This window comes from Streptomyces tibetensis, assembly GCF_007655005.1.
GTDB classification, from domain to species: domain Bacteria; phylum Actinomycetota; class Actinomycetes; order Streptomycetales; family Streptomycetaceae; genus Streptomyces; species Streptomyces tibetensis.
In genome coordinates this window covers 20054-40351 of sequence record NZ_SZVW01000037.1, presented here as the reverse complement: position 1 = coordinate 40351, position 20298 = coordinate 20054, and the positions used below count along the sequence as shown (strand labels likewise).

15 protein-coding genes, 1 tRNA gene and 1 pseudogene are annotated in these 20298 nt (G+C 72.4%); 5 read left to right on the top strand and 12 right to left on the bottom strand.

The annotated features are described in order from the left end of the window. Positions 1–11: 11 nt before the first annotated feature. Positions 12–587, top strand: a complete 576-nt coding sequence (locus FDO69_RS40035; RefSeq protein ID WP_104788966.1) for an ArsR/SmtB family transcription factor — start codon at positions 12–14, stop codon at positions 585–587. 11 nt (positions 588–598) lie between these two features. Then, positions 599–769 (top strand): hypothetical protein, encoded by a 171-nt coding sequence (locus FDO69_RS41495; RefSeq protein WP_167526779.1) that lies wholly within the window; start codon positions 599–601, stop codon positions 767–769. Here FDO69_RS41495 and FDO69_RS40030 read toward each other — a convergent pair. From FDO69_RS40030 to FDO69_RS43205, 4 genes and pseudogenes are all read right to left on the bottom strand, one after another. After that, positions 766–1557 (bottom strand): S16 family serine protease, encoded by a 792-nt coding sequence (locus FDO69_RS40030; RefSeq protein ID WP_104788964.1) that lies wholly within the window; start codon positions 1555–1557, stop codon positions 766–768. The two genes, FDO69_RS41495 and FDO69_RS40030, sit on opposite strands and share 4 nt — an antisense overlap. A gap of 202 nt (positions 1558–1759) precedes the next feature. Further along, on the bottom strand, positions 1760–2401 hold the full coding sequence (locus FDO69_RS40025) for an IclR family transcriptional regulator (protein ID WP_104788961.1): 642 nt from the start codon (positions 2399–2401) through the stop codon (positions 1760–1762). A 340-nt stretch (positions 2402–2741) separates the two neighbouring features. Continuing rightward, positions 2742–4541 carry a DEAD/DEAH box helicase gene (locus FDO69_RS40020; RefSeq protein WP_104788958.1) on the bottom strand — a complete coding sequence of 600 codons (1800 nt, stop codon included), beginning with the start codon at positions 4539–4541 and terminating at the stop codon, positions 2742–2744. Between the two features lie 259 nt (positions 4542–4800). Further along, a pseudogene (locus tag FDO69_RS43205) lies at positions 4801–6068 on the bottom strand (MFS transporter). Between the two features lie 271 nt (positions 6069–6339). Between FDO69_RS43205 and FDO69_RS40005 the strand changes: the two are divergent. After that, positions 6340–6411 (top strand) — tRNA-Cys (locus FDO69_RS40005). A 226-nt stretch (positions 6412–6637) separates the two neighbouring features. Beyond that, positions 6638–7369, top strand: coding sequence for a DUF4365 domain-containing protein (locus tag FDO69_RS40000; protein ID WP_104788990.1), 732 nt, complete (start codon positions 6638–6640; stop codon positions 7367–7369). A gap of 180 nt (positions 7370–7549) precedes the next feature. On the opposite strand, the gene FDO69_RS39995 is transcribed toward FDO69_RS40000, so the two are convergent. Next, positions 7550–8038, bottom strand: a complete 489-nt coding sequence (locus tag FDO69_RS39995; RefSeq protein WP_104788988.1) for a DUF6083 domain-containing protein — start codon at positions 8036–8038, stop codon at positions 7550–7552. Positions 8039–8262: 224 nt separating this feature from the next. Here FDO69_RS39995 and FDO69_RS39990 point away from each other — a divergent pair, with 224 nt between their 5' ends. Next, positions 8263–9489 carry an LPXTG cell wall anchor domain-containing protein gene (locus FDO69_RS39990; protein WP_234388308.1) on the top strand — a complete coding sequence of 409 codons (1227 nt, stop codon included), beginning with the start codon at positions 8263–8265 and terminating at the stop codon, positions 9487–9489. 100 nt (positions 9490–9589) lie between these two features. On the opposite strand, the gene FDO69_RS39985 is transcribed toward FDO69_RS39990, so the two are convergent. The 7 genes from FDO69_RS39985 to FDO69_RS39955 all read right to left on the bottom strand — a co-directional run bounded on the left by FDO69_RS39985 (position 9590) and on the right by FDO69_RS39955 (position 20293). Then, positions 9590–10756, bottom strand: a complete 1167-nt coding sequence (locus FDO69_RS39985; protein WP_104788953.1) for an SUKH-4 family immunity protein — start codon at positions 10754–10756, stop codon at positions 9590–9592. Positions 10757–11051: 295 nt separating this feature from the next. Beyond that, entirely contained in the window at positions 11052–13370 is a 2319-nt protein-coding gene (locus FDO69_RS39980; RefSeq protein WP_104788950.1) for a xanthine dehydrogenase family protein molybdopterin-binding subunit, read from the bottom strand. Next, positions 13367–15679 (bottom strand): (2Fe-2S)-binding protein, encoded by a 2313-nt coding sequence (locus FDO69_RS39975; RefSeq protein WP_104788948.1) that lies wholly within the window; start codon positions 15677–15679, stop codon positions 13367–13369. Before FDO69_RS39975 ends, FDO69_RS39980 begins: the two co-directional genes overlap by 4 nt. Next, positions 15676–16569, bottom strand: a complete 894-nt coding sequence (locus FDO69_RS39970; protein ID WP_053669840.1) for an FAD binding domain-containing protein — start codon at positions 16567–16569, stop codon at positions 15676–15678. Before FDO69_RS39970 ends, FDO69_RS39975 begins: the two co-directional genes overlap by 4 nt. 259 nt (positions 16570–16828) lie before the next feature. Continuing rightward, positions 16829–18451, bottom strand: a complete 1623-nt coding sequence (locus tag FDO69_RS39965; protein ID WP_104788946.1) for a beta-N-acetylhexosaminidase — start codon at positions 18449–18451, stop codon at positions 16829–16831. A gap of 1 nt (position 18452) precedes the next feature. Beyond that, on the bottom strand, positions 18453–19298 hold the full coding sequence (locus FDO69_RS39960; RefSeq protein WP_104788943.1) for a carbohydrate ABC transporter permease: 846 nt from the start codon (positions 19296–19298) through the stop codon (positions 18453–18455). Then, positions 19295–20293, bottom strand: coding sequence for a carbohydrate ABC transporter permease (locus tag FDO69_RS39955; RefSeq protein WP_420878583.1), 999 nt, complete (start codon positions 20291–20293; stop codon positions 19295–19297). Before FDO69_RS39955 ends, FDO69_RS39960 begins: the two co-directional genes overlap by 4 nt. Between the last annotated feature and the right edge of the window lie 5 nt (positions 20294–20298).

Here is a 20298-nt window from a genome sequence, read left to right as displayed (position 1 = left end):
CCTTTGCGTGCATGCCCGACGAACCGACGCCCCGCCTGCTCGACGCCCGCTCGCTGCGCGGCCTGGCTCATCCCCTGCGGATGCAGCTGCTGGTCGCACTGCGGCGCGGGGGCCCTGCCACTGCTTCCCAACTGGCGGAGAAACTGGGTGAGTCCAGCGGCGCGACCAGTTACCACCTACGGCAACTCGCCGCGCACGGTTTCGTCGCCGACGACCCGGAACTGGGCAAGGGACGGGAGCGCTGGTGGAAGGCCGTGGACCGGGGCGTCCAGATCGACGAGACCCTGATCCAGGACCCGGACCCGGCCGTGCGGGGAGCCGTCGCCCTGTTCCGGTACGAGATCGCCAACGTGCACACCCAGGAGATCTCGACCTGGCTCGGCAACACGAGCGACTGGGGCGAGGAATGGGACGGCGCCACCGACCTCAGCGACTTCACGCTGCGGCTCACTCCCGAACTCGCGCGTGAGCTCGTCGGCAAGATGCACGAGCTCATCCAGAGCTACCGCCCCCTGCCCGAGGGCACTCCGGACGCCGAGACGGTACGCGTCCACACGCACGTCTTCCCCAGCCAGACGACGCTGTGAAAGGCACACACATGCACCCGGACATCCACCTCACCCTGCACCACGCCCGCGCCGCCGAACTCCGTGCCGAGACCGAACCCCGTCCGGCGCACCGTCCCGAACTCCGTACGCGTCTGGGCTGGGCCCTCATCGAGGTCGGGCTGAAGCTCGCCGCCCGGCCCGGACCGGTGCCCGCCCACTAGCAGCCGGGGACGGAACCCTTCCCCGTCTCCAGGGCCACCAGTGAGCTCACCGTGCTCTTCAGCGTGGTCACCGGAATCAGCCGCAGCCCCTTCGGAAGCTCGGCGCGAGCGTCCGCGCACTCCGCCTTGGGGACCAGGAACACCGTCGCCCCGTCCCGCTTCGCGGCCTGGGTCTTGAGGGCGACGCCCCCCACCGCACCGACCCGGCCGGCCGCGTCGATCGTCCCCGTACCGGCGATGACCCGGCCGCCGGTGAGGTCCCCGCCGGTGCCGTCGCCGTCGAGCTTGTCGATGATGCCGAGGGAGAAGAGCAGCCCCGCACTGGGGCCGCCCACATCGGCGAGCTTCAGGCTGACCTCGACGTCCTTGTCGTCGAGGCCGAGGTACCCCAGCGCGGCCTGCGTCGCCGCGTCCTGGGACTCCTTCATCTGCTGCTCGTTGTGCTGCTCGATCTCCTTGACGTTGTTCCCGCTCGGGTAGACGGAGTCGCGCGGCATGACCGCCTGGTCGGTACGGAACCAGCTGTCGATGACGTCGGGGAGCGAGACCCGGGTGTCCGGGGAGGTCGCCTCGATGGTGGTCATCCGCAGCTGGCCCCGGGCGTCCCGGACCGGCGCACCGGAGATGGTGATCACCTGAGTGCCCTTGTTCTCTCCGAGCACGTTCGCCGTCAGCCCCGGCTGCGCCACCGAGAACGGCAGCGGCGCGAACACCGCCGTCGCGAGCAGGGCCACGACGGGCAGGGCGCAGACGGCGACGGCCTGGGGGCGCGTGAGGCGAGAGAACACGGGATCAATCTAACGCGGGAGGGAGATACCGCCGGGACCAGGGCGTCCGGGGCCCGAGCGGAGAGGCCGCCGACTGTAGGCGCACAGCGTCCGGCCACCGGTACGGGCAGGCGGCCAACTGTCGGCGCACGGCACCCCGCGCCGGTGCGCGGAAGCCTCCGGTCCTCAGCGCGAGGGCGTCCGCCACCCGGGTGTCCGGCCCTCAGCGCAGTGCCTCCGCGACCTCCCGGGCCGCTTCGACGACCCGCGGCCCGACGCGTTCCGGCACCGCCTCGGCCAGCATCACCACGCCCACGCTGCCCTCGACGCCCGTCACGCCCAGCAGCGGTGCGGCGGCCCCCCAGGCGCCCGCCTCCAGCTCCCCGTGGGTCAGCATGTACCCGGGTTCGGCCATCGGGTGCTGCCGGGCCGCGAGTATCGCCTTGCCGGCGGCGCCCCGGTCCAGGGGATGACGGAACCCGGCGCGGTAGGCGACGTGATAGTCCGTCCAGGTCGGCTCCACGACGGCCACGGCCAGCGCGTCCGCCCCGTCGACCATGGTCAGATGCGCCGTCGCGCCGATGTCCTCGGCCAGTGACCGCAGCGCCGGCATCGCGGCCTCCCGCACCAGCGGATGGACCTGGCGCCCCAGACGCAGCACACCGAGCCCGACCCGGGCACGTCCGCCGAGGTCACGGCGTATGAGGGCGTGCTGTTCCAGCGTGGCGAGCAACCGGTACACGACGGTCCGGTTCACTCCCAGCCGGAGGGAGAGTTCGGTCACGGTCAGCCCGTGGTCCGTGTCGGCGAGCAGCTTGAGGACACGCAGTCCCCGGTCGAGCGTCTGGGAGGTCTCCGCGGTCACGACGCCCACTCCTTAGTGGTGAGGTCGGCGGCTCCCTGGTCGGCGGTTGCGTCACCGAGTCCCGTCGGTGACGCGCTTCAGAGGCCGCCGATCGGTCGGCGGCCCGGCCTGTCCGGACCGCGTCGCTTCACGGCTGCGCCCCGCGGCGGCGCTGCCACGGGGCGTGTGCGTAGCCGGACAGTAGCGAAGCAGGTTCGCTGAGCGGAAGTCTCCGTCCAGAATCCGGGCACGGGTGGCTCCGTTTGCCCGCATACGTGCAACAGGGGGACTCGCTCCGCACCGCGAGCACACACGACACCCACACATCCGGAAGCCGGCGTCGCAGCCTCGGCGAGGGGCGTCACTTCATCCGGGTGGCCCACTCCTGCACCTTGGCGATCCGCTGCCGCAGCTGCCCAGCCGTCGCCTCCGCCGCCGGAGGCCCCCCGCAGACGCGCCGCAGCTCCGTGTGGATCACCCCGTGCGGCTTGCCGCTCTGGTGGACGTAGGCGCCGACCATCGTGTTGAGCTGGCGCCGCAGCTCCATCATCTCCTTGTGGGAGACCACGGGCCGCCGCTCGGCGGGCACTTCGAGCAGGTCGGCTTCCTCGTCCGGCTTCTTGCGGCTGTGCGAGATCTGTTTGGCCTGCCGCTTCTGGAGCAACAGCTGCACCTGGTCGGGTTCCAGCAGACCCGGGATGCCGAGGTAGTCCTGCTCCTCCTCGCTGCCCGGGTGGGCCTGCATGCCGAACTCGGCGCCGTTGTACATGACCCGGTCGAAGACGGCGTCGGACTCCAGCGCCTCGAAGGAGAACTGCTCCTGCTCGCCGGTGTCCTCGTCCTGCTCCCGGTTCGCCTCGTCCATCTCCTTCTCGGACTCGGCGTACGGATCCTCCTCGCCCTGCTTCTTGGGCTTGTCGAGGACGTGGTCGCGCTCGCGCTCCATCTCGTTGGCGAAGGAGAGCAGGTCGGGCACGGTCGGCAGGAACACGGAGGCGGTCTCGCCGCGCCGCCGGGACCGCACGAAACGCCCGACGGCCTGCGCGAAGAAGAGGGGGGTGGAGATGGTGGTGGCGTACACCCCGACCGCGAGCCGCGGCACGTCGACGCCCTCGGACACCATCCGCACCGCGACCATCCAGCGGTCGTTGCTGCCGCTGAACTCGTCGATGTTCTTGGACGCGCCGGCGTCGTCGGACAGCACGAGGGTGGCCTTGCTGCCGGTGATCTCGCGGATCAGCTTGGCGTAGGCGCGGGCGGAGTCCTGGTCCGCGGCGATGACGAGCGCACCCGCGTCCGGGATGGCCTTGCGCACCTCGGTCAGCCGCTGGTCGGCGGCCCGCAGCACGGACGGCATCCACTCGCCGCGCGGATCCAGCGCGGTCCGCCAGGCCTGGCTGATGGCGTCCTTGGTCATGGGCTCGCCGAGCCGGGCGGCGATCTCGTCACCGGCCTTGGTGCGCCAGCGCATGTTGCCGCTGTAGGAGAGGAAGATGACGGGCCGCACGACGTTGTCCGCGAGGGCGTTGCCGTAGCCGTAGGTGTAGTCGGCGGCGGACCGCCGGATCCCGTCGTTGCCCTCCTCGTACGTCACGAAGGGGATGGGGTTGGTGTCGGACCGGAAGGGCGTACCGGTCAGGGCGAGCCGTCGGGTCGCGGGTTCGAAGGCCTCGAGGCAGGCCTCGCCCCAGGACTTGCTGTCACCGGCGTGGTGGATCTCGTCGAGGATGACGAGCGTCTTGCGCTGCTCCACGCGGTTGCGGTGGAGCATGGGCCGGACGCCGACACCGGCGTACGTCACGGCGACGCCGTGGTACTCCCGGCTGAGCGGCCCGGCGCTGTACTCCGGGTCGAGCTTGATCCCTATGCGGGCCGCGGCCTCGGCCCACTGCTTCTTCAGGTGCTCGGTCGGGGCGACGACGGTCACCTGCTGCACGACGTGGTGGTGCAGCATCCAGGAGGCCAGCGTCAGCGCGAAGGTCGTCTTGCCGGCGCCGGGGGTGGCGACCGCGAGGAAGTCCCGCGGCTGTTCCTGGATGTACTTCTCCATCGCGCCCTGCTGCCAGGCGCGCAGCTTGCTGGCGGTACCCCAGGGGGCGCGGCCGGGGAACGCCGGGGACAGGTGGTGCGAGGCGGAACTGGTGCCGGCGGTGGTAGTCACGGTCTCCGTTGGGGGTCGGGCGGCTCGTGCGAGGGAGCCTGACGGCTCGGCTACGTATGACAACCGGGCCACCCTACCGGCGCCCCGAGCCGGTCGATGCGCGGACCGGGCCAGGGCACCTGCGGGTGGGACCGACGTCACAGCCCCGCCATCCTCCCGACCTCCCCTTCGACCTCGGGGGCGATGTCGACGACCAGCGCGTGGACCACGTCGTGGTCCCTTCCGGCCGGGACGACGCCCATGGGGGGCGAGGAAGGTGCTACGGCCGTCGTTCCCGCAATCGTGTCGACACCCAGGCCCCGGCCAGCGCCACCGCTGCCATCGGCAGGAACACCGCGGTGAAGGCGGCCGGGTGGGAGCCGGAGCTGTGGGTGGTCGTGTGGGAGAGCGTGCCGCCGCCGAGCGCGGCGAAGGCTGCCCCGCCGGCGGACAGCAGGACGACGTTGGAGAGGCCGTCGGAGATCTGCAGGGCGGCGGAGTTGGCACCGGCCTCCTCGGGGGCGGAGAGCTTGAGCAGGAGGACGCTCGTGGAGGAGATCACGAGCCCCATCCCGAAGCAGCCGAAGGCCCAGGCGACGGCCACGGTCCAGACGGGCACGGAGTCGACGAGCACGCTCGGCGCCGCGGCGACGGCCGCGGCGACCAGGAGCATGCCGACGGTCGTCAACCGCTCCCGGTACGGTTCGAGCCGCGACCGCGACTGCACCCAGGACCCCAGCGCCCACGTCCCGCCGCCCGCGGCGAGCGAGAACCCGGCCAGCGTCGGGCTGAGCCCGCGCTGGGTGACCAGCATCAGCGGCACGAACGACTCGGCGGCGATGAAGGACCCGGCGGCGACGCCGCGCAGCAGCACGACGGACGGCAGCCCGCGAGCGGCCCGGTAGGTGCCGCGCGGAAGCAGCCCGAGCACGGCCGGCACGAGCAGGGCCACGCCGAGCGCACCCGGCAGGAGCGAAAGAGGACGCAAGTCCTGCGCGGCGTACTGGAGGAGGCCGGCGCCGAGGGAGATGGCCAGGGCGAGCCGGATGCGCCGGCGGTCGAAGGAGGCAGGCGGAACTTCCGGCGGGGCGGGCCGGTCGGCTGTCCGCACCGGATCCGACGCTGCGGACGGGGCGGGCCGGTCGGCTGTCCGCACCGGATCCGACGCTGCGGACCGGTCAGTTGTCCGCACCGGCTTGGACGGAGCGGGCCGGTCGGCGAGGGCTGTCCGTTCCGCGGGGACGGGCAGGTCGGGACTCTGCGTCTGTGCCGTGGTGGACCCGACAGCAGCAGCCCCGCCCCGAAGGAGGCGATGCCCGCCGTCAACGGCCCCAGGGGACCGCGCAGGTCCGACCACTGCCCGGAGAGCACCATCCCGAACAGGCTGGTCGTGAAGTACCCGGAGAACGCGAACGCGTACAGGGACACCCCGTTCAGGTCCCGGGCCGCCACGGGCATCGCCGTGCCCACGGCGGTCGCCTCGAAGGCGATGAGCAGCACGACGGAGACGATCCCGACACTCAACGCCCGGTACGCCGCCCCCAGCACGCCCTCTTCCCGCTCTGCCGCGGAGGGCGGTCCAGCGGCTTCCTCGACATCGGCATCACGTGGCTTCGGGGCGGTCATGGCCGCCAGCGTAAGGTGCACGCGCCTCTTTGACCCCTGTCCCGAGACGGTCCCCGTCTGAGACCTTGGTCGTACGCCCCTCTTCTCGGCCACCCGCCTTCATGAACTGCGTATGGCAGTCACATTGCAGCCCGCGCGATGCCCTTGAGCACCGTCCCACCCCGGCCTACGGTCATGACACCGAGTGCAACACGGCCGTGTGCCCGAGTGGTTCAGGGGCTCGCCTGCAAAGCGAGTTACGTGGGTTCGAATCCCGCCACGGCCTCTACCGGATGAACAGGTGAACAGCAGGGCGGCACCCCCACACGGGGTGCCGCCCTGCTGTCGTCCGTCTCAGTTTCCGTCTCCGGCGTCGTTCACCCCCGACACCTTTGAACACCGCCTTCGGTCTCAAAGGCAGTCCGCGTGTCAGTAGCCCGCCGTAGCCTGACCCGCACACAAGTTGAGGGGGATCGATGCCGAGGGTGCCCGAGAGCCGTCGTATCGGACGCATGGCGGTGAATGAGCTGCGTGCTCTGCTGGAGCGGCACGGTCACATCGTGCAGGAGATCGATGGGGGTAACGACCACGGCGAGGACCTGCACGTCACCTTCGTCCAGAACGGGCAGCGGACAGAGGATTCCATCGCCGTGCAAGTCAAGGGCGGGGTTTCGACCCGGACCAGGCGCGGGCACCGCGTCCCGGTCGGCGATCACGCAGACAACTGGCGCGATGGCACCCTGCCCGTGCTGTGCGTGGTCCACGATGTCGACAGGGGCGGCCTCTTCTGGGCCAATGCGACCCGTCAGCTTCGTCGAGCCAGGGCGCTGCGCAAAACGGCGAAGTCCATCGTCGTCTCCCGCGAGTCCGTACTGAATGACGCGAGCCTCAACGCGTTCGTGCAGGGCATGCGGCACTACCTGGCTCGGGAACGCGAGGGAGTCGGAAGGTGGGCAGACATGGCCGATGTCGAATTCGCCCCAGGCGACATCGTCAAGCCCTTCGAGAACGAGGTCTACGAACCCATGGTCTTCTGGCAGCGCCGCGGCCGGCCTTACGCGGTCCTGCTCCACCACGATCTTGAGTGGGAGCCCGTGCCCATTCAGGAGGGGATGCTCCGCTTCCAGCCGATCCCGTCGGTCGGCCACGTCGTCCTCGACATCGCGGAAGCACACTGGCTGATGGGCTGCTTCAAATCCACGCAATGGTGGCGGCGGCCGATCGAGCAGCCCGACTCCGCCTGACCGACACACGGCAACGCCTCCGCCTATGAGCACCACCCGTAGTGAGGGATCGCCGTCTCTGTTCCCGCCACGGCCTCCCGTGTCAGTCCGCCGCGCGGAGGCCTTCGTTGACGTAACAGCCCGTGTCGGGTGTGGTGGTGATGGTGCCGGCGCCCCAGCCGCCGGTACGGGTTCGCGGCATCAGCCGGCGTTCGGAAGCTCTGCCGGGTCGGTGTCGCCGTCGGCCTTTCGCCGGGCCCTGCGCGCGTTTTCCGCGCGTACGGCGTCCAGCCATCGCCAGATGCCCGCCTCCTCCGGGCTCAGACCGGGGCAGGCGATGCGATGCGGGACGCGGCACACCGCACCGGGTGCGGGCTCGTCCTCGCGGCTGTTCCACGCGGTGCCGTCCGAGTCCACGTACCAGCGGTGCCATGCGGGCACCATGTGCGCGGGTACCGGCATGTCCGGTTCGAGGAGGACATGCGTGCCGTAGTAGGTGACGTGCCGCTCACCGGTCAGCCCGCAGTGGGGGCATTCGGGTGGAGCGGGTGGCTCGGGCCCCGTGGCCCCTTCCGTCGCGGCCTGTGCCCGGTCGGTGTTCTCCCACGGCCGCGGCGCATCAGGGGGCCGCTGCCGGTGTCCGTCGGGGCCTGGTAACGGGATGATGCTCGACTCGTCCGTGTCCCCCATGACCCCGAGCATGTGCGGGAGTTCAGAGGCCGGGAAGGGCGCGTTCAGGGCGCAACGGGGCAATCCGCCGAGCGCCCGGATCCGGCGCACCCTTCGATGTCCGGCCCGGGAGAAGTCCCGCACAACCCCAAGCACCTCTCAGGTGTCCAGAACATGACCGGTAGCCCACGCTCCGGTCGTCGTGCCTTCCGGGGCCGACGAGGAATTCGACGAGGAGAATCACCGTGCACCTCCGCCCCTCGGCAGCCGTCCTGGCCGCTGCCGTGATCGCCGTCGCCGGTCCCGCTGTCGCCGCGCCCCTGGCGCACGCGGAGGGGGGCGAGCCCGAGCTGGTCGTGTCGGCCCTGCCGACCGCCACTCCCAAGCCGGGTGAGGTCTACGACAAGTCCGTCACCCTCACCAACAAGGGCACGGCCGCCGTGGACGGCGTCACCTTCCGGGTGCGTCTGACGCGCGGGCTGGACTTCCCCGAGCAGGTGAAGGGCTGCACTTACTCGACCGTCGAGGACCAGGTACGGCAGGCACTCTGCGAGCTCGACACGGTCATCGCACCCGGCGCCTCCGTCACCACTCCCGTCCGGTTCAAGGCGCTGGACAAGGCCCTGATGGAGTCCGTCGAGTACGGCACGAGCGCGACCGGTGACGCCCCGGGCGGGGGATTCGACGACAGCTACCGGAGGCTCACCCTGACCGCGGACAACACGGCCGACCTCGTCGCCGTCGGTGAGGAGATGGAGGCGCTGCCGGGCGGAGAGCAGTCGGTCACGGCGACCCTGCGCAACGACGGCCCCGGCTGGGTGCAGAACCAGGAGAGCGACGACCTCCCCGGCCTGCTGGTGCAGATCCCGCCGGGCACCGTCGCCGTGGAGGTGCCGAAGGACTGCGCGCCGTTCGGGATCGACGGGCCGAGCGGACCGCAGGGGACCACGGGCAAGCCCAAGTACGTCTGCTGGCCGCAGGACGGGACCCTCGACGTCGGCCAGTCCCTGGCCTACACCTTCATGCTGAAGATCAAGAAGTCGGCGCAGGACACCGAGGGCGAGATCAAGGCGTCGTCCGTCTACGACATCGCCCCCGCGTACGACAAGAACCGCGCCAACAACATCGCCTCGATCGGCATCGACCTGCCGAGCGACAACGAGCCCGCCCCCAGCCCCTCGGACGGCGCCGACGGTGGCTCCGGCAACGGCGGCAACGGCAACGACCCCGAGGGCCAGGCCGCCGGCGGCACGGGCGCCACCGCCTCCCCCTCGGCGTCCGCGTCGGCCTCGGAGGGCACCACGACCGGCGGCTCCACCGGCACCACGACCGGCAGCACCACCGGCGGCAGCCTCGCCACGACCGGCTCCGACGGCACCCCGCTCCTCGCCGGTGGCGCGGCAGCCGCCGCGGTGCTGGGAGGCGGCCTGGTCCTCGCCGTCCGCCGCCGCAACGCCGTCAAGTCCGCCTGACGCGGCCGGATTCCGGTCCGCCGACCCGTATTGCACTGGCCCCGGGCTACGGTCCTGAGCAGGCCCCGGGCTGCGGGCCTGAGCAGGTCCTGGGGCTCCGTCAGAGCACCCCGCCGGCCTCGTCCTGGAACGCGTCCGTCCAGTAGTGGCGGACCGTTGTGCCCGCGGTGACGCCCGTGGGGTCCACTGTCGACAGGACCTGGAGCATCGTCATGGCCAGCTGGTCGTAGGTGTCGGTCGTCAGCTCGTGGGACGACTCGGCATCTATCGCACGCTCGCGGTGCAGGAGCCAGAGGGTGAAGGCGAGGGTCGACACGTCCGTGTTGAGCGGGGACAGCGTCGCCTCCGGTTCGCTCCAGTTCAGGACGGCGCCCGTCGCGCCGTCGACGACCAGGCTGTTGTCCTCGACCAGGTGGCCGAGGCGGATCAGGCGGTGGGACCCGACGGGGAGTTCGGCCGGGGTGTCGGTGTCGGCGTAGTACTCGGCGAGCGTCGCCAGGGGGACGTCCGTGTCCAGGGAGAAGACGTGGGCGTCCTCCGGCAGGCCCACCTCGCGCAGGAAACGGCGGGTCGGCTCGTGCGTGAGGGTCGCGGGGAAGTCGACGTCCTCGAAGCGCGCCACCTTGCCGGGGCCGAACTCCTGGTCCAGGAGGCGATGCGGAAGGTCCAGGGAAAGGCCGGACGCGCCGCTGCGGCCTGCCACCAGGGAAAGGGGGCGGATCAGTGCCGCCATCTTCCAGAACGGGGCCGGTTCGCCGTCCGCGCCGTCGCGGAACACCGCCAGCAGGTGCTGCGAGGCCTGCGCCACCGCCTTGGGGCCGTAGCGGCCCGCGTAGGAGGCGAACTGACCGCGCAGACCGGCCAGTTCGTCCGTGGCCTCCGCGAAGCGGACCAGCGTCCGCAGCGAGGGGGCCAGGGGGCGGCGGTCCATCAGGTCGGGGCGGTCGTGCAGGACGTACGTCGTGGAGATCTCGCCCGTCACGCCGTCCAGCAGGACCGACTCCGTCTCCAGGCCGACGGGGCCCAGCAGTCCGCCTATCACCAACTGCTCGCGCAGCTCGGCCGGGAGGCGGTCGTCCGGGTCGCCGGTCGAGTCGGCGACCGTGCGCAGGCCCTCGCGGCTCAGCTCCGCGAAGCTCAGCACGCCGCTGTCGACGGGGAGTCCGGGGCCGGTCAGCCAGTGCCGCGTGGACGCGTGGGTCACCCACGGGTCCAGCTCGGACTCGGTCAGGGTGATCACCGCGGAACCGGCGTCGGTCGTACTCATGGGCTCCCCCGCATGTGCTTGCTCACCGTCCCCTGGCGGAGCACGGCAGACCGCCCGGCGAAGCCCGGCAGCCGTTCCCCACTGCCCAGAACAGTACGCGCCACCACTGACAACGCCCCGGACCGGCGACGCGCGCCCGGCAACCACACGCGTCCGTTTCACAAGACGCTCAGAGCACCCCCGCGCGTTCCCTTTCCGCCGAAATCGCTTTCCCTCTCTGGCTCCGCGTCAGTTCCACGCGGACGGGGCGGAGTCGGGTGCGCGGGGTCCAGGCGGGCCCTGCGGGCGGCAGGCCTCAGCCCCGTTCCGTGACCACCGCTGCCTGGGGGCGGATCGGCAGGCGGTTCACGGGGCGGCCCGTCGCGGCGCGGACGGCGGACGCGATGGCCGCCGGGGACGTCACCACCGGCACCGCGCTGACGGCCTTGGCCCCGAACGGGGCGACCACGTCCCGTTCCTCGACCAGCCGGACGATACGGATGTCGGGCGCGTCGAGGGCGGTCGGGAGGGCGTAACCGGTCAGGTCGGGGTGGCGGACGATGCCGCGCGGCGTGCGGAGGTTCTCGGTGAGCGCGATGCCCACGCCCTGGGTCACGCCCGCCTCGATCCGGGCGGCGAGCTGGGTCGGGTTCAGGACGCGGCCCACGTCCTGGGCGACGGCCAGTTCCACGACCCGTACGGAGCCGATCTCGATGTCGACGTCCACCACCGCGCGGATCGCGCAGAAGGCCATGCCCACGAAGGCGTCGCCCTGGCCGGTCTCGTTCAGCGGCTCGGTCGGGTGCGGGCGGCACTGGGCGGTGGCCCACAGCTCCTTGCCGTCCAGCGCCTCGGTGACGGTCGTGGAGAGGACCCCGTCGTACGACGTGATCTTGCCGTCGGTGATCTGGAGCAGCTCCGTCGACATGCCGAACTTGTGGGCGAGCGGCTGCAGGAGCTGCGTGCGGACCATCTTCGCCGCGCGCTCCACCGCCCCGCCCGAGACCCAGGTGTGGCGGCCGCGGCAGCCCGCGCCCGCCGGGGGCTGGTCGGTGTCCACGGGCGCCACGTGCACCTCGTCGATGCCGAGCGTCTCCTGGACGATCTGCCGGGCCAGCGTCGTGAAGCCCTGCCCGGTCTCGACGGCCGCGCACAGGACCGTCGCGACCCCGTCGTGGACCTTCACCGTGGCCGTGGAGACCTCGTCCGCGCCCTCCGCGCCGAGCATGTGCACCATGCCCACGCCGTAGCCCACGCCCCGGCGCACCGCGCCCGGCTCCCCCGCGCCCTCGGGTCCGCCGGGCAGCAGCCACTCGTCCTCGGGCGTGTCCTTGGGCAGCGGCGGCAGCTCGAAGTCCCGCACGGCCTGGAGAAGTTCGGCGACCGGAGCGGGGCAGGTCACGGTCTGGCCGGTCGGCAGCACGTCGCCGGTCGCCAGCGCGTTGCGCAGCCGCACTTCCGCCGGGTCGAGGCCGAGCTTCTTGGCGATCTTGTCCATCTGCGCCTCGTAGGCGGCGCAGACCTGCATGGCGCCCTCACCGCGCACGTGGCCGGACGGGGGATTGTTGGTGCGTACGGCCCAGCCTTCGATGAAGGCGTTCGGGATGACGTACGGGCCGCAGGCGAACGCGACGGCGGCGGCCAGGGCCTCGGCGGAGGTGTCGGCGTAGGCGCCCGCGTCGAGCAGGATCTGCGCCTCGACCTTGACGAGTCTGCCCTCGGCGTCGGCGTGGTGGCGGTAGCGCAGCAGGGTGGGGTGCCGGTGGACGTGGCCGAGGAAGGACTCCTCGCGCGTGGCGGTGAGCTTCACCGGGCAGCCGGTGCGCAGCGCCAGCAGGCCGAGCGGAAGCTGGAATCCCTGGTCCTCGCGGTCGGCCGTGGCGCCGGGGACGCCGGTGACGACGATCTTGACGCGCTCGGGTTCCAGCCCGAAGGCGGCGGCGGCCGCGTCGCGGTCGGCGTGCGGGTCGGTGGAGGCGAGGTACAGCTCCACCCCGCCGTCCGGGCGCGGCACGGCCAGGCCCGCCTCGGCGCCGATGGGCGCGGGGTCCTGACGGCCGATGCGGTACAGGCCCTCGACGACGATCTCGCCGGCCGCCTCGGGGTCGCCGTGGCTCAGCGGGATGTGCCGGATCAGGTTGCCGTCGGGGTGCAGCGGCTCGGCCTCGAAGGCCTGCTCCGGGTCGGTCACCGGGTCGAGCACCTCGTACTCGACGATGACGGCCGCCGCCGCCATGCGCGCGGTGTCCGGGTGGTCGGCGGCGACGGCGGCGATGGGCTCGCCGTGGTGGCGCACGACCTCGGAGGCGAAGACCGGGCGGTCGGCCGTGCCGCGACCGTGGAACGGGCTGCCGGGGACGTCCTCGTGGGTGACGACGGCGCGGACGCCGACCATCTCGCGCGCGTGGCTGGTGTCGATGGACACGATGCGCGCGTGCGGGTGCGGTGAGCGCAGCACGGCCGCCCACAGCAGGCCTTCGGCCCACAGGTCGGCGGCGTAGGGGAAGGTGCCCTCCGTCTTGGCGCGGGCGTCGGCGGGCGGGAGCGAGGCGCCGATGCCGTGCGGGAGCGGTTCCGGGGCCGGGGCGGCCTCCGCGGCCTGTGCGGCCTGGGCGGTGGCTGCTTCGTTGCTCACGCGGGGCCTCCGTCCTGGCCGTAGGGCTGGTCGTGCGCTTCTGGGGAGTGCGGGTGGGGGGTGTGCGGTTGCGGGGGCGCCCCGAAGGCCGACGCGTTCACGCCACCGGTGCCCGGGCCCGCCTGGCGCGGGATGCGGGCCTCTTCGCTGTCGCCGTCGCCCGGCGCGGAGTGGGCCTCGCGTTCGGCGACGACTTCCTTGACGGCGTCCACCACGCCCCGGTAGCCGGAGCAGCGGCACAGGTTGCCGCACAGCGCCTGGCGGGTTTCCAGCTCGGTGGGCGCCGGGTTGCCCTCCAGCAGGTCGTGCACGGTCATCGCCATGCCGGGGACGCAGAAGCCGCACTGCACGGCGCCGCAGCGCGCGAGCGCCCGCTGTACGTCCGACGGCCGGCCGTCCTCGGCCAGGCCCTCGACGGTACGGACCTCGCTGCCGGCTGCGGTCACGGCCGGGACCAGGCAGGACGCCACGAGCCGCCCGTCGACCTGGACGTTGCACGCGCCGCACTCGCCCTGCGAGCAGCCGTCCTTGGCGCCCGCGAGTCCGAGCCGCTCGCGCAGCACGTACAGCAGGGACTCGCCGATCCACGCGTCGGCGACGGGGCGTTCGGTGCCGTTGACGCGCAGGACGTACGAGGCGAGGGGGTGTTCCTCCTGGGGGACGGTGCCGGACGGGGCGTCCGGGGCGTCGGCCGGGTGGGTCTCCGGGTCCTCGACCGGGGCCGGATCGTCCTGGGGTCCGCCGTCCGCGGTCTCCTGGCCGGTGTCGGCGTCGGCGTCCGCCTCCGCCGGCAGGGGCCCTGCAGCGGGCTCGGAGGGGCTGTCGGCGGCCTCCGGGGCCCCTGGAGCGTCCGGTGCGTCCTCGGCGTCCTCACCGGCTCCGGGAGCGGCCTGTGAGGCTTCGTAGGCGTCCTGCGGGAGCGGGGCGGCTTCCGGGCGCGGCTCGGGCAGGGGTTCCCCGGGGAACTCGCCCGGGAACTCGCCGGGTGCCTCGGCGTACGGGGTCTCGGGCGGGTGGGCGGCGGGCATCGGGTGACCGGCGGAGCGGGACGGCTCGGGCCCGTGCCCGGGGAGGTCGGCGGCCGCTGGCCCCTGGTCGGCGTACTCGGCCCGCTCGGGCCCGTGATCGGCGTATTCGGCCCGCTCGGGCCCGTGATCGGCGTACTCGGCCCGCTCGGGCCCGTGATCGGCGTACTCGGCCCGCTCGGCGAACTCGCCCTGATCGGGCCCCTGCTCCGCGTACTCGACCTGCTCCGGCCCCTGCTCGGCGAACCGGGACGGGTCCGTCGGGTGACCGGCCTGCCCGGGTTCCGCCGGTGCGTAGTCCGACGGCTGAGGCGCGTGAGGCGTGCCGGGCGTCTCCGGCGCGTGGCCGAACCGCCCGGGATGCGCGGGGCCGGTGTCCTCGTGGACCCCCGGCGCATGCACGTCCTGCGGGTGCCGGGGCGCCGGCTCGTCCGGGCCCGCCTGCTGCTCCGGCGCGTATGCGGAGGCCGGTCCGGCGTCGGGCCGCTGCGCGTGAGTCCGGTCGTGCGCGTGGCCCTGGTCGTGCCCGTGCTCGTGGGGATGGCCCGGGTGGGCCACCTCCTGCCCCGCTGTGTCCTGCGGGTCCTGCTGCCCCCACGGCCGGCCCGCGGCCTGGGTCGCCCAGGGCGCGGGCGCGCCGCCGGGCAGCGTGGCCGGCGGGGTGCCGCCCCACTGTTCGACCAGCGAGGACGTGGTGAATTCGCCCGACTCGTCCGGAAGGTCACCCCCGGCGACGGGGATGGACCACTGCCCGGTCACGTCATGGCCGGGCGCGGCCTCGGCCGCCGCCGCGGCCTCCTCGAAGTTCCACTGGCCGGTCACCGGGGGGTTGTACGTGAACCGGTCGTCCCCGCCGTACTGCGGCGCCGTCTCGCCGGAGCCGTAGGGGGTCCCGGGGGCGTACGGCGCTTCGGGGCCGCCGTAGGGCTGCTCGGGCACGTCGTGGCCCTGCTGCTGGTGCGCGCCGTGCTCGTGACCGTGCTGCTGGTGCGCGGCGTTCGGGTCGTGCCACTGCGCCCCGTCGACCGGCGCGCCGGGCACCGGCCACGCGCCCGCGGCCGCCGGGTCGGCGCCGGCCGTCGTCGCGGGGTTGACCGTTATCTGCGGCGGTACGTAGCCGTGGCCGGGCGCGGCCAGCGGGCTGTCGGCGGCCAGCAGGGCGTCGACGCCCCCCTCGGGCAGTTCGACGAAGGCGGTGGCGCCGTCGTCGTACTCGCCCTGGGGCAGCGGGTCCCAGCGGCTCCCGCCCCGGGGCGTGCCCTCTCCGTGCTGGTCGTCGGTCACGACAGCGCCCTCCCCAGTGCTCGTCGGGCCAGCGCGGCGACGGTGCGCCGCAGGTGCAGTACGGCAGGCGGAAGCGGTGCGACCGAGCCGTCCTCGGCCGGCGCCGCGTCGGGGATACAGGCCGCGGCGACGTACTCCCCGAAGGCGTTCAGCGCCTCCGGGACGAGCGCGCGGTTGTTGTCCCAGTCGATGAGGCCGGCCACCCACTGCTCGGCCTCCAGGGGCCGCAGCGCCATCGGCGCTATGGCGCCCACCGCGCAGCGCACACCCCGGCGCGCCGGGTCCAGGACCAGGGCCACGGACGCCACCGCGCGTCCCGGGCCGGTCCGGCCGGTCGCCTTCAGGAAGACCTGCGGGGCGTGCAGCAGCGGCACGCGCACGAAGCCGATGAGTTCGCCGGCGCGCAGCATGTCCATCCCGGCCAGCAGGTGCGAGACGGGGATCTCCCGGCGGGCTCCGCCCGGTCCCGCGATGATCAGGGTCGCCTCCAGGGCGGCCAGCACCGGCAGCGCGTCGCCGGTGGGGGCGGCCGAGGCGATGTTGCCGCCCAGGGTGCCCGCGTTGCGGATGTGCGGCGGGCCCGCGGCGCGCGCGGCGGCGGCGAGCGCCGGGATCAGGGCCGCGAAGTCGGGGCGGCCCATGCGCGCGTGCGTGAGGCCCGCGCCGAGCAGCGCGTGACCGTCCAGGTACTGCCAGCCGCGGATCTCGCTAATCCGGCCGAGTCCCACCAGCGCGGCGGGCCTGAGCTGCCCGGAGTTGACGGCGGCCATCAGGTCGGTGCCGCCCGCGACGGGCACGGCGGCGGGCACGGCGGTGAGCGCCGCGACGGCCTCGTCCAGCGTCGTGGGCAGCGTGACGGCCTGCGCCGCCTGCGGTGCGTGCGTGGTCAAACCGGCTACCCCTTCCCGCTGCCCCACCTGGTCCCACCTGTGCTGCCGTACGGTACGTGCTGACAGGGCGGACGTGGCAACTCTGGCACATCTTGGCGAGAGCCGAAGACACGGGTCCGCTAGGAGGCATTCGCCCACCTCATCGGCGAGATGGTCCGTTTTCGCACGGGTTCGCCAATGCATGCCGATTGGCACTTTCGGTGACCCTTGTGCGCTTTTTCCGTGGCCTGTTCGAGCTGTTCGGTCGGGGCGGCCGGCGCTACCGGCTGGGCGGCGGACCGTCCTTCGGGCGGCCCAGTACCCCGGGGCGCCGCTGCCAGGGCAGCGGGCCCGCCGGAGGCCGGTAGGCGACGCCCAGGGCGTCGAGCCGCCGGTAGTGGGCGGTCATACGGCGCTGGAACTCGGCGAAATCCCGTTCCGCCGGGGCGGGCAGGGCGCTCCAGGCGACTTCGGCGAAGGCAGCGAGGCGGGGGAAGGCCTGGTAGTCCACGCGTGCGGGGTCCTCCATCACCTCGGTCCACAGGTTGGCCTGGGTGCCCAGCACGTGCCGGGCCTCCTCGGGCGTCAGCTCCGGTGGAACGGGCTCGAACCGGTAGACGTCCTCCAGGGTGCGCACCCACCCGATCGGTACCGGCTCCTCGGGGCCCGGGTCCTGACGGTGGTCCAGGTACACCTGCTGCTCGGGGCACATGACCACGTCGTGGCCGGCCCGGGCGGCGGCGATGCCTCCGGCGTAACCGCGCCAGGACGACACGGCCGCGCCCTTCGCCAGACCGCCCTCCAGGATCTCGTCCCAGCCGATCAGCCGCCGTCCGCGCGCGGCGAGCCAGGTGTCGAAGTGCCCGATGAACCAGGACTGGAGCTCGTCCTCGTCCGCGAGCCCGAGTTCCCTGATGCGCGCCTGGGCCGTCTCCGAGTGCCGCCACTGGTCCTTGGGGCATTCGTCGCCGCCGATGTGCACGAACTCCGAGGGGAACAACCGGAGCACTTCCTCGAAGACGCCCTCGTAGAAGCGCAGGGTGTTGTCAGTGGGGGCGAGTACGTTCGGGTTGATTCCCCAGGTGTCCCAGACGGAGAGGGCGGTGGTGTCGATGACGTCGGTGTTGCCGAGTTCCGGGTAGGCGGCGATGGCGGCCTGCGAGTGGCCCGGTACGTCGATTTCGGGGACGACGGTGATATGCCGCTCGGCGGCGTAGGCGACGATCTCCCGGATGTCGTCCTGGGTGTAGTAGCCGCCGTGCGGCTTGTCCTCCCACAACGGCGAGGCACGGTGGCCGGTTTTCGTGCGGGCGCGCCAGGAGCCGATCTCGGTCAGCCGTGGATGCCGCTCGATCTCGATGCGCCAGCCCTGGTCGTCCGTCAGATGGAAGTGGAAGACGTTGAGTTTGTGCGCCGCCATCAGATCGAGATGACGCAGCACGCCTTCCTTGGGCGTGAAGTGCCGGGCGACGTCGAGCATCAGGCCGCGCCAGCGGAATCGGGGGGCGTCCTCGATCCTGAGGTACGGCACGCTCCAGACGCGGTCGCGATCGAGCGGGGCCCTGCGGTAGGCGTCCGGGCCGAGAAGCTGCCGCAGGGTCTGGGCGCCCCAGAAGACACCGGCCGCGTCGCCGCCCTCGATGAGGACGCCGAAGTGGTCGCTGACGAGGCGGTACTCCTCGGGGCCGAGGCCGGGGTCGAGTTGCAGCCCGATGCCGCCCTCGGCCTCGTCGAGCTCCCGCCCCTCGCGCAGCGGCAGGCCGGTGGCCTGCCGAAGTGCCGCGCTCAGCCAGTGGCCGACGCCTTCCGTCGCGGGGTCGGCGTAGAGCCGGGAGTGCCGTGTCAGCCGCACCTCGCCGGAACCGGCGACGGCACTGCGGGGCGCGGGGATCAGTTCGGTCACGTCAGTCCTTCACCGCTCCGCCCAGTCCGGAGACCAGGCGCCGCTGTACGAGTACGAAGAAGACCAGGACCGGGATCGTCATGACCGTGGAGGCGGCCATGACTCCGCCCCAGTCCGGGTCGTCGGGCTTGTAGAAGACGAGCAGGGCCATCGGCAGCGTCGACTGCGAGGTGTCGCTGATGATGAACGACTTGGCGAACAGGAAGTCGTTCCAGGCGGAGATGAACGAAAACACGCTGGTGGCCACGAGACCCGGCAGGACGAGCGGGAAAAGGATCTGCCAGAGGAATCGCGCCCGGCTCGCCCCGTCGATGTACGCGGCCTCCTCCAGCGCCTCCGGGACGGCTTTCACGAACCCTCGCAGCATCCAGATCGCGAAGGGCAGTGAGAAGGCGATGTGGGGCAGGATCAGCGAGCCCAACGTGTTCAGCTGACCGGCGTCCCGCAGGAGGAAGAAGAGGGGGATGGTCAGGGCTTCCACGGGCACCATCTGGGCCACCAGAAACATGATCAGAAGGGTGGTCCGGAGGCGGAAGCGGAATCGTGTGACGGCGGTCGCGGCGAGAAACGCGATCAGCCCGGAGGCGATCACGACACAGCCCGCCACGACGAGGCTGTTGAGGAAGTAGCGGCCGAATTCCTGCTGCCCGAAGACACGCCGGAAGGAATCCAGGGAGGGCGCGAGCGTCCAGGGCCGGGGTTCGCTCGACTCGATCTCCCCGGCCGGTTTGAAGGCGCTGAGGACCATCCAGTAGAGGGGAAAGGCGACGACGACCGCGATCAGCAGGGCGCAGGCCTCGGCGGCCAGTCGGCCCGGACGGCGCACACCGGCGCGCAGCGGATTCACAGTTCCTCCCCCTGCCGGCGCAGCAGCCGCAGGTACACCAGCGTGACGGCGAGCAGGATCAGCAGCGTCACGACGCCGATCGCGGAGCCGAGGCCGTACTGCGAGGACGCGAAGGCCTGCTGGTAGGCGTAGACGTTCAGGACCAGGTTCTGTCCGGCGATGCCGCCGCCGTTCGTCATGACGTAGATCTGGGTGAAGACCTTGAAGTCCCAGATGACCGACTGGATGGTGACGACGACCAGGATCGGCCGGAGGATCGGGGCGAGCACGGAACGCCAGATGCGCCACTGTGAGGCGCCGTCCAGGGAGGCGGCCTCCAGCACTTCGGTGGGTACGGCGCGGATCCCCGCGTAGACGGTCACCATGACGAACGGGAAGGAGCACCACACCACTTCGAGCAGCACCAGGAAGAAGGCACTCAGGCGGCCGTAGGTCCACGCGTGGTCGCCGAGGCCCAGCATCCGGTTGACCGGGCCGAAGTCCGGGTCGAAGAGGAACAGCCACACCGTGGAGCCGGTGACGGCCGGGGTCGCCCACGCGCCGAGGGCGGCCAGCATCAACGCGAGCCGCGGTACGGCCCGGACGCGGGTGAGGAGCACGGCCAGGGCGCAGCCGACGGCGAGCGTCGAGACGACACAGGCCGCCGCGAACAGCACGGTGGCGAGCAGCACCTGCCAGAACTGCGGGTCCCCGAACAGGCGGGCGTAGTTCCCGAACCCCTCGAAGGTGGCCGGCTCACCGCCACTGACCTGCGCCTGGGTGTACTGGAAGAGGGAGATCAGGCCGAGTTGGCAGATCGGGTACACGAGCAGTCCCCCGAGCACGACCAGCGCGGGCGCGAGATACAGCCAGGGGGTCCAGCCGCCGGTACCACGGGCGGCCCGGCGCGCGGTGCGGCCGCCCTGATCGTCGGTGGCCTCGCGCGGGGGCCGGGGGGACGGCACGGTCGGTGCCGTGGCGGCCGCGGGGGTTTTCACGAAACCGCGGTCGTTCACCCGGC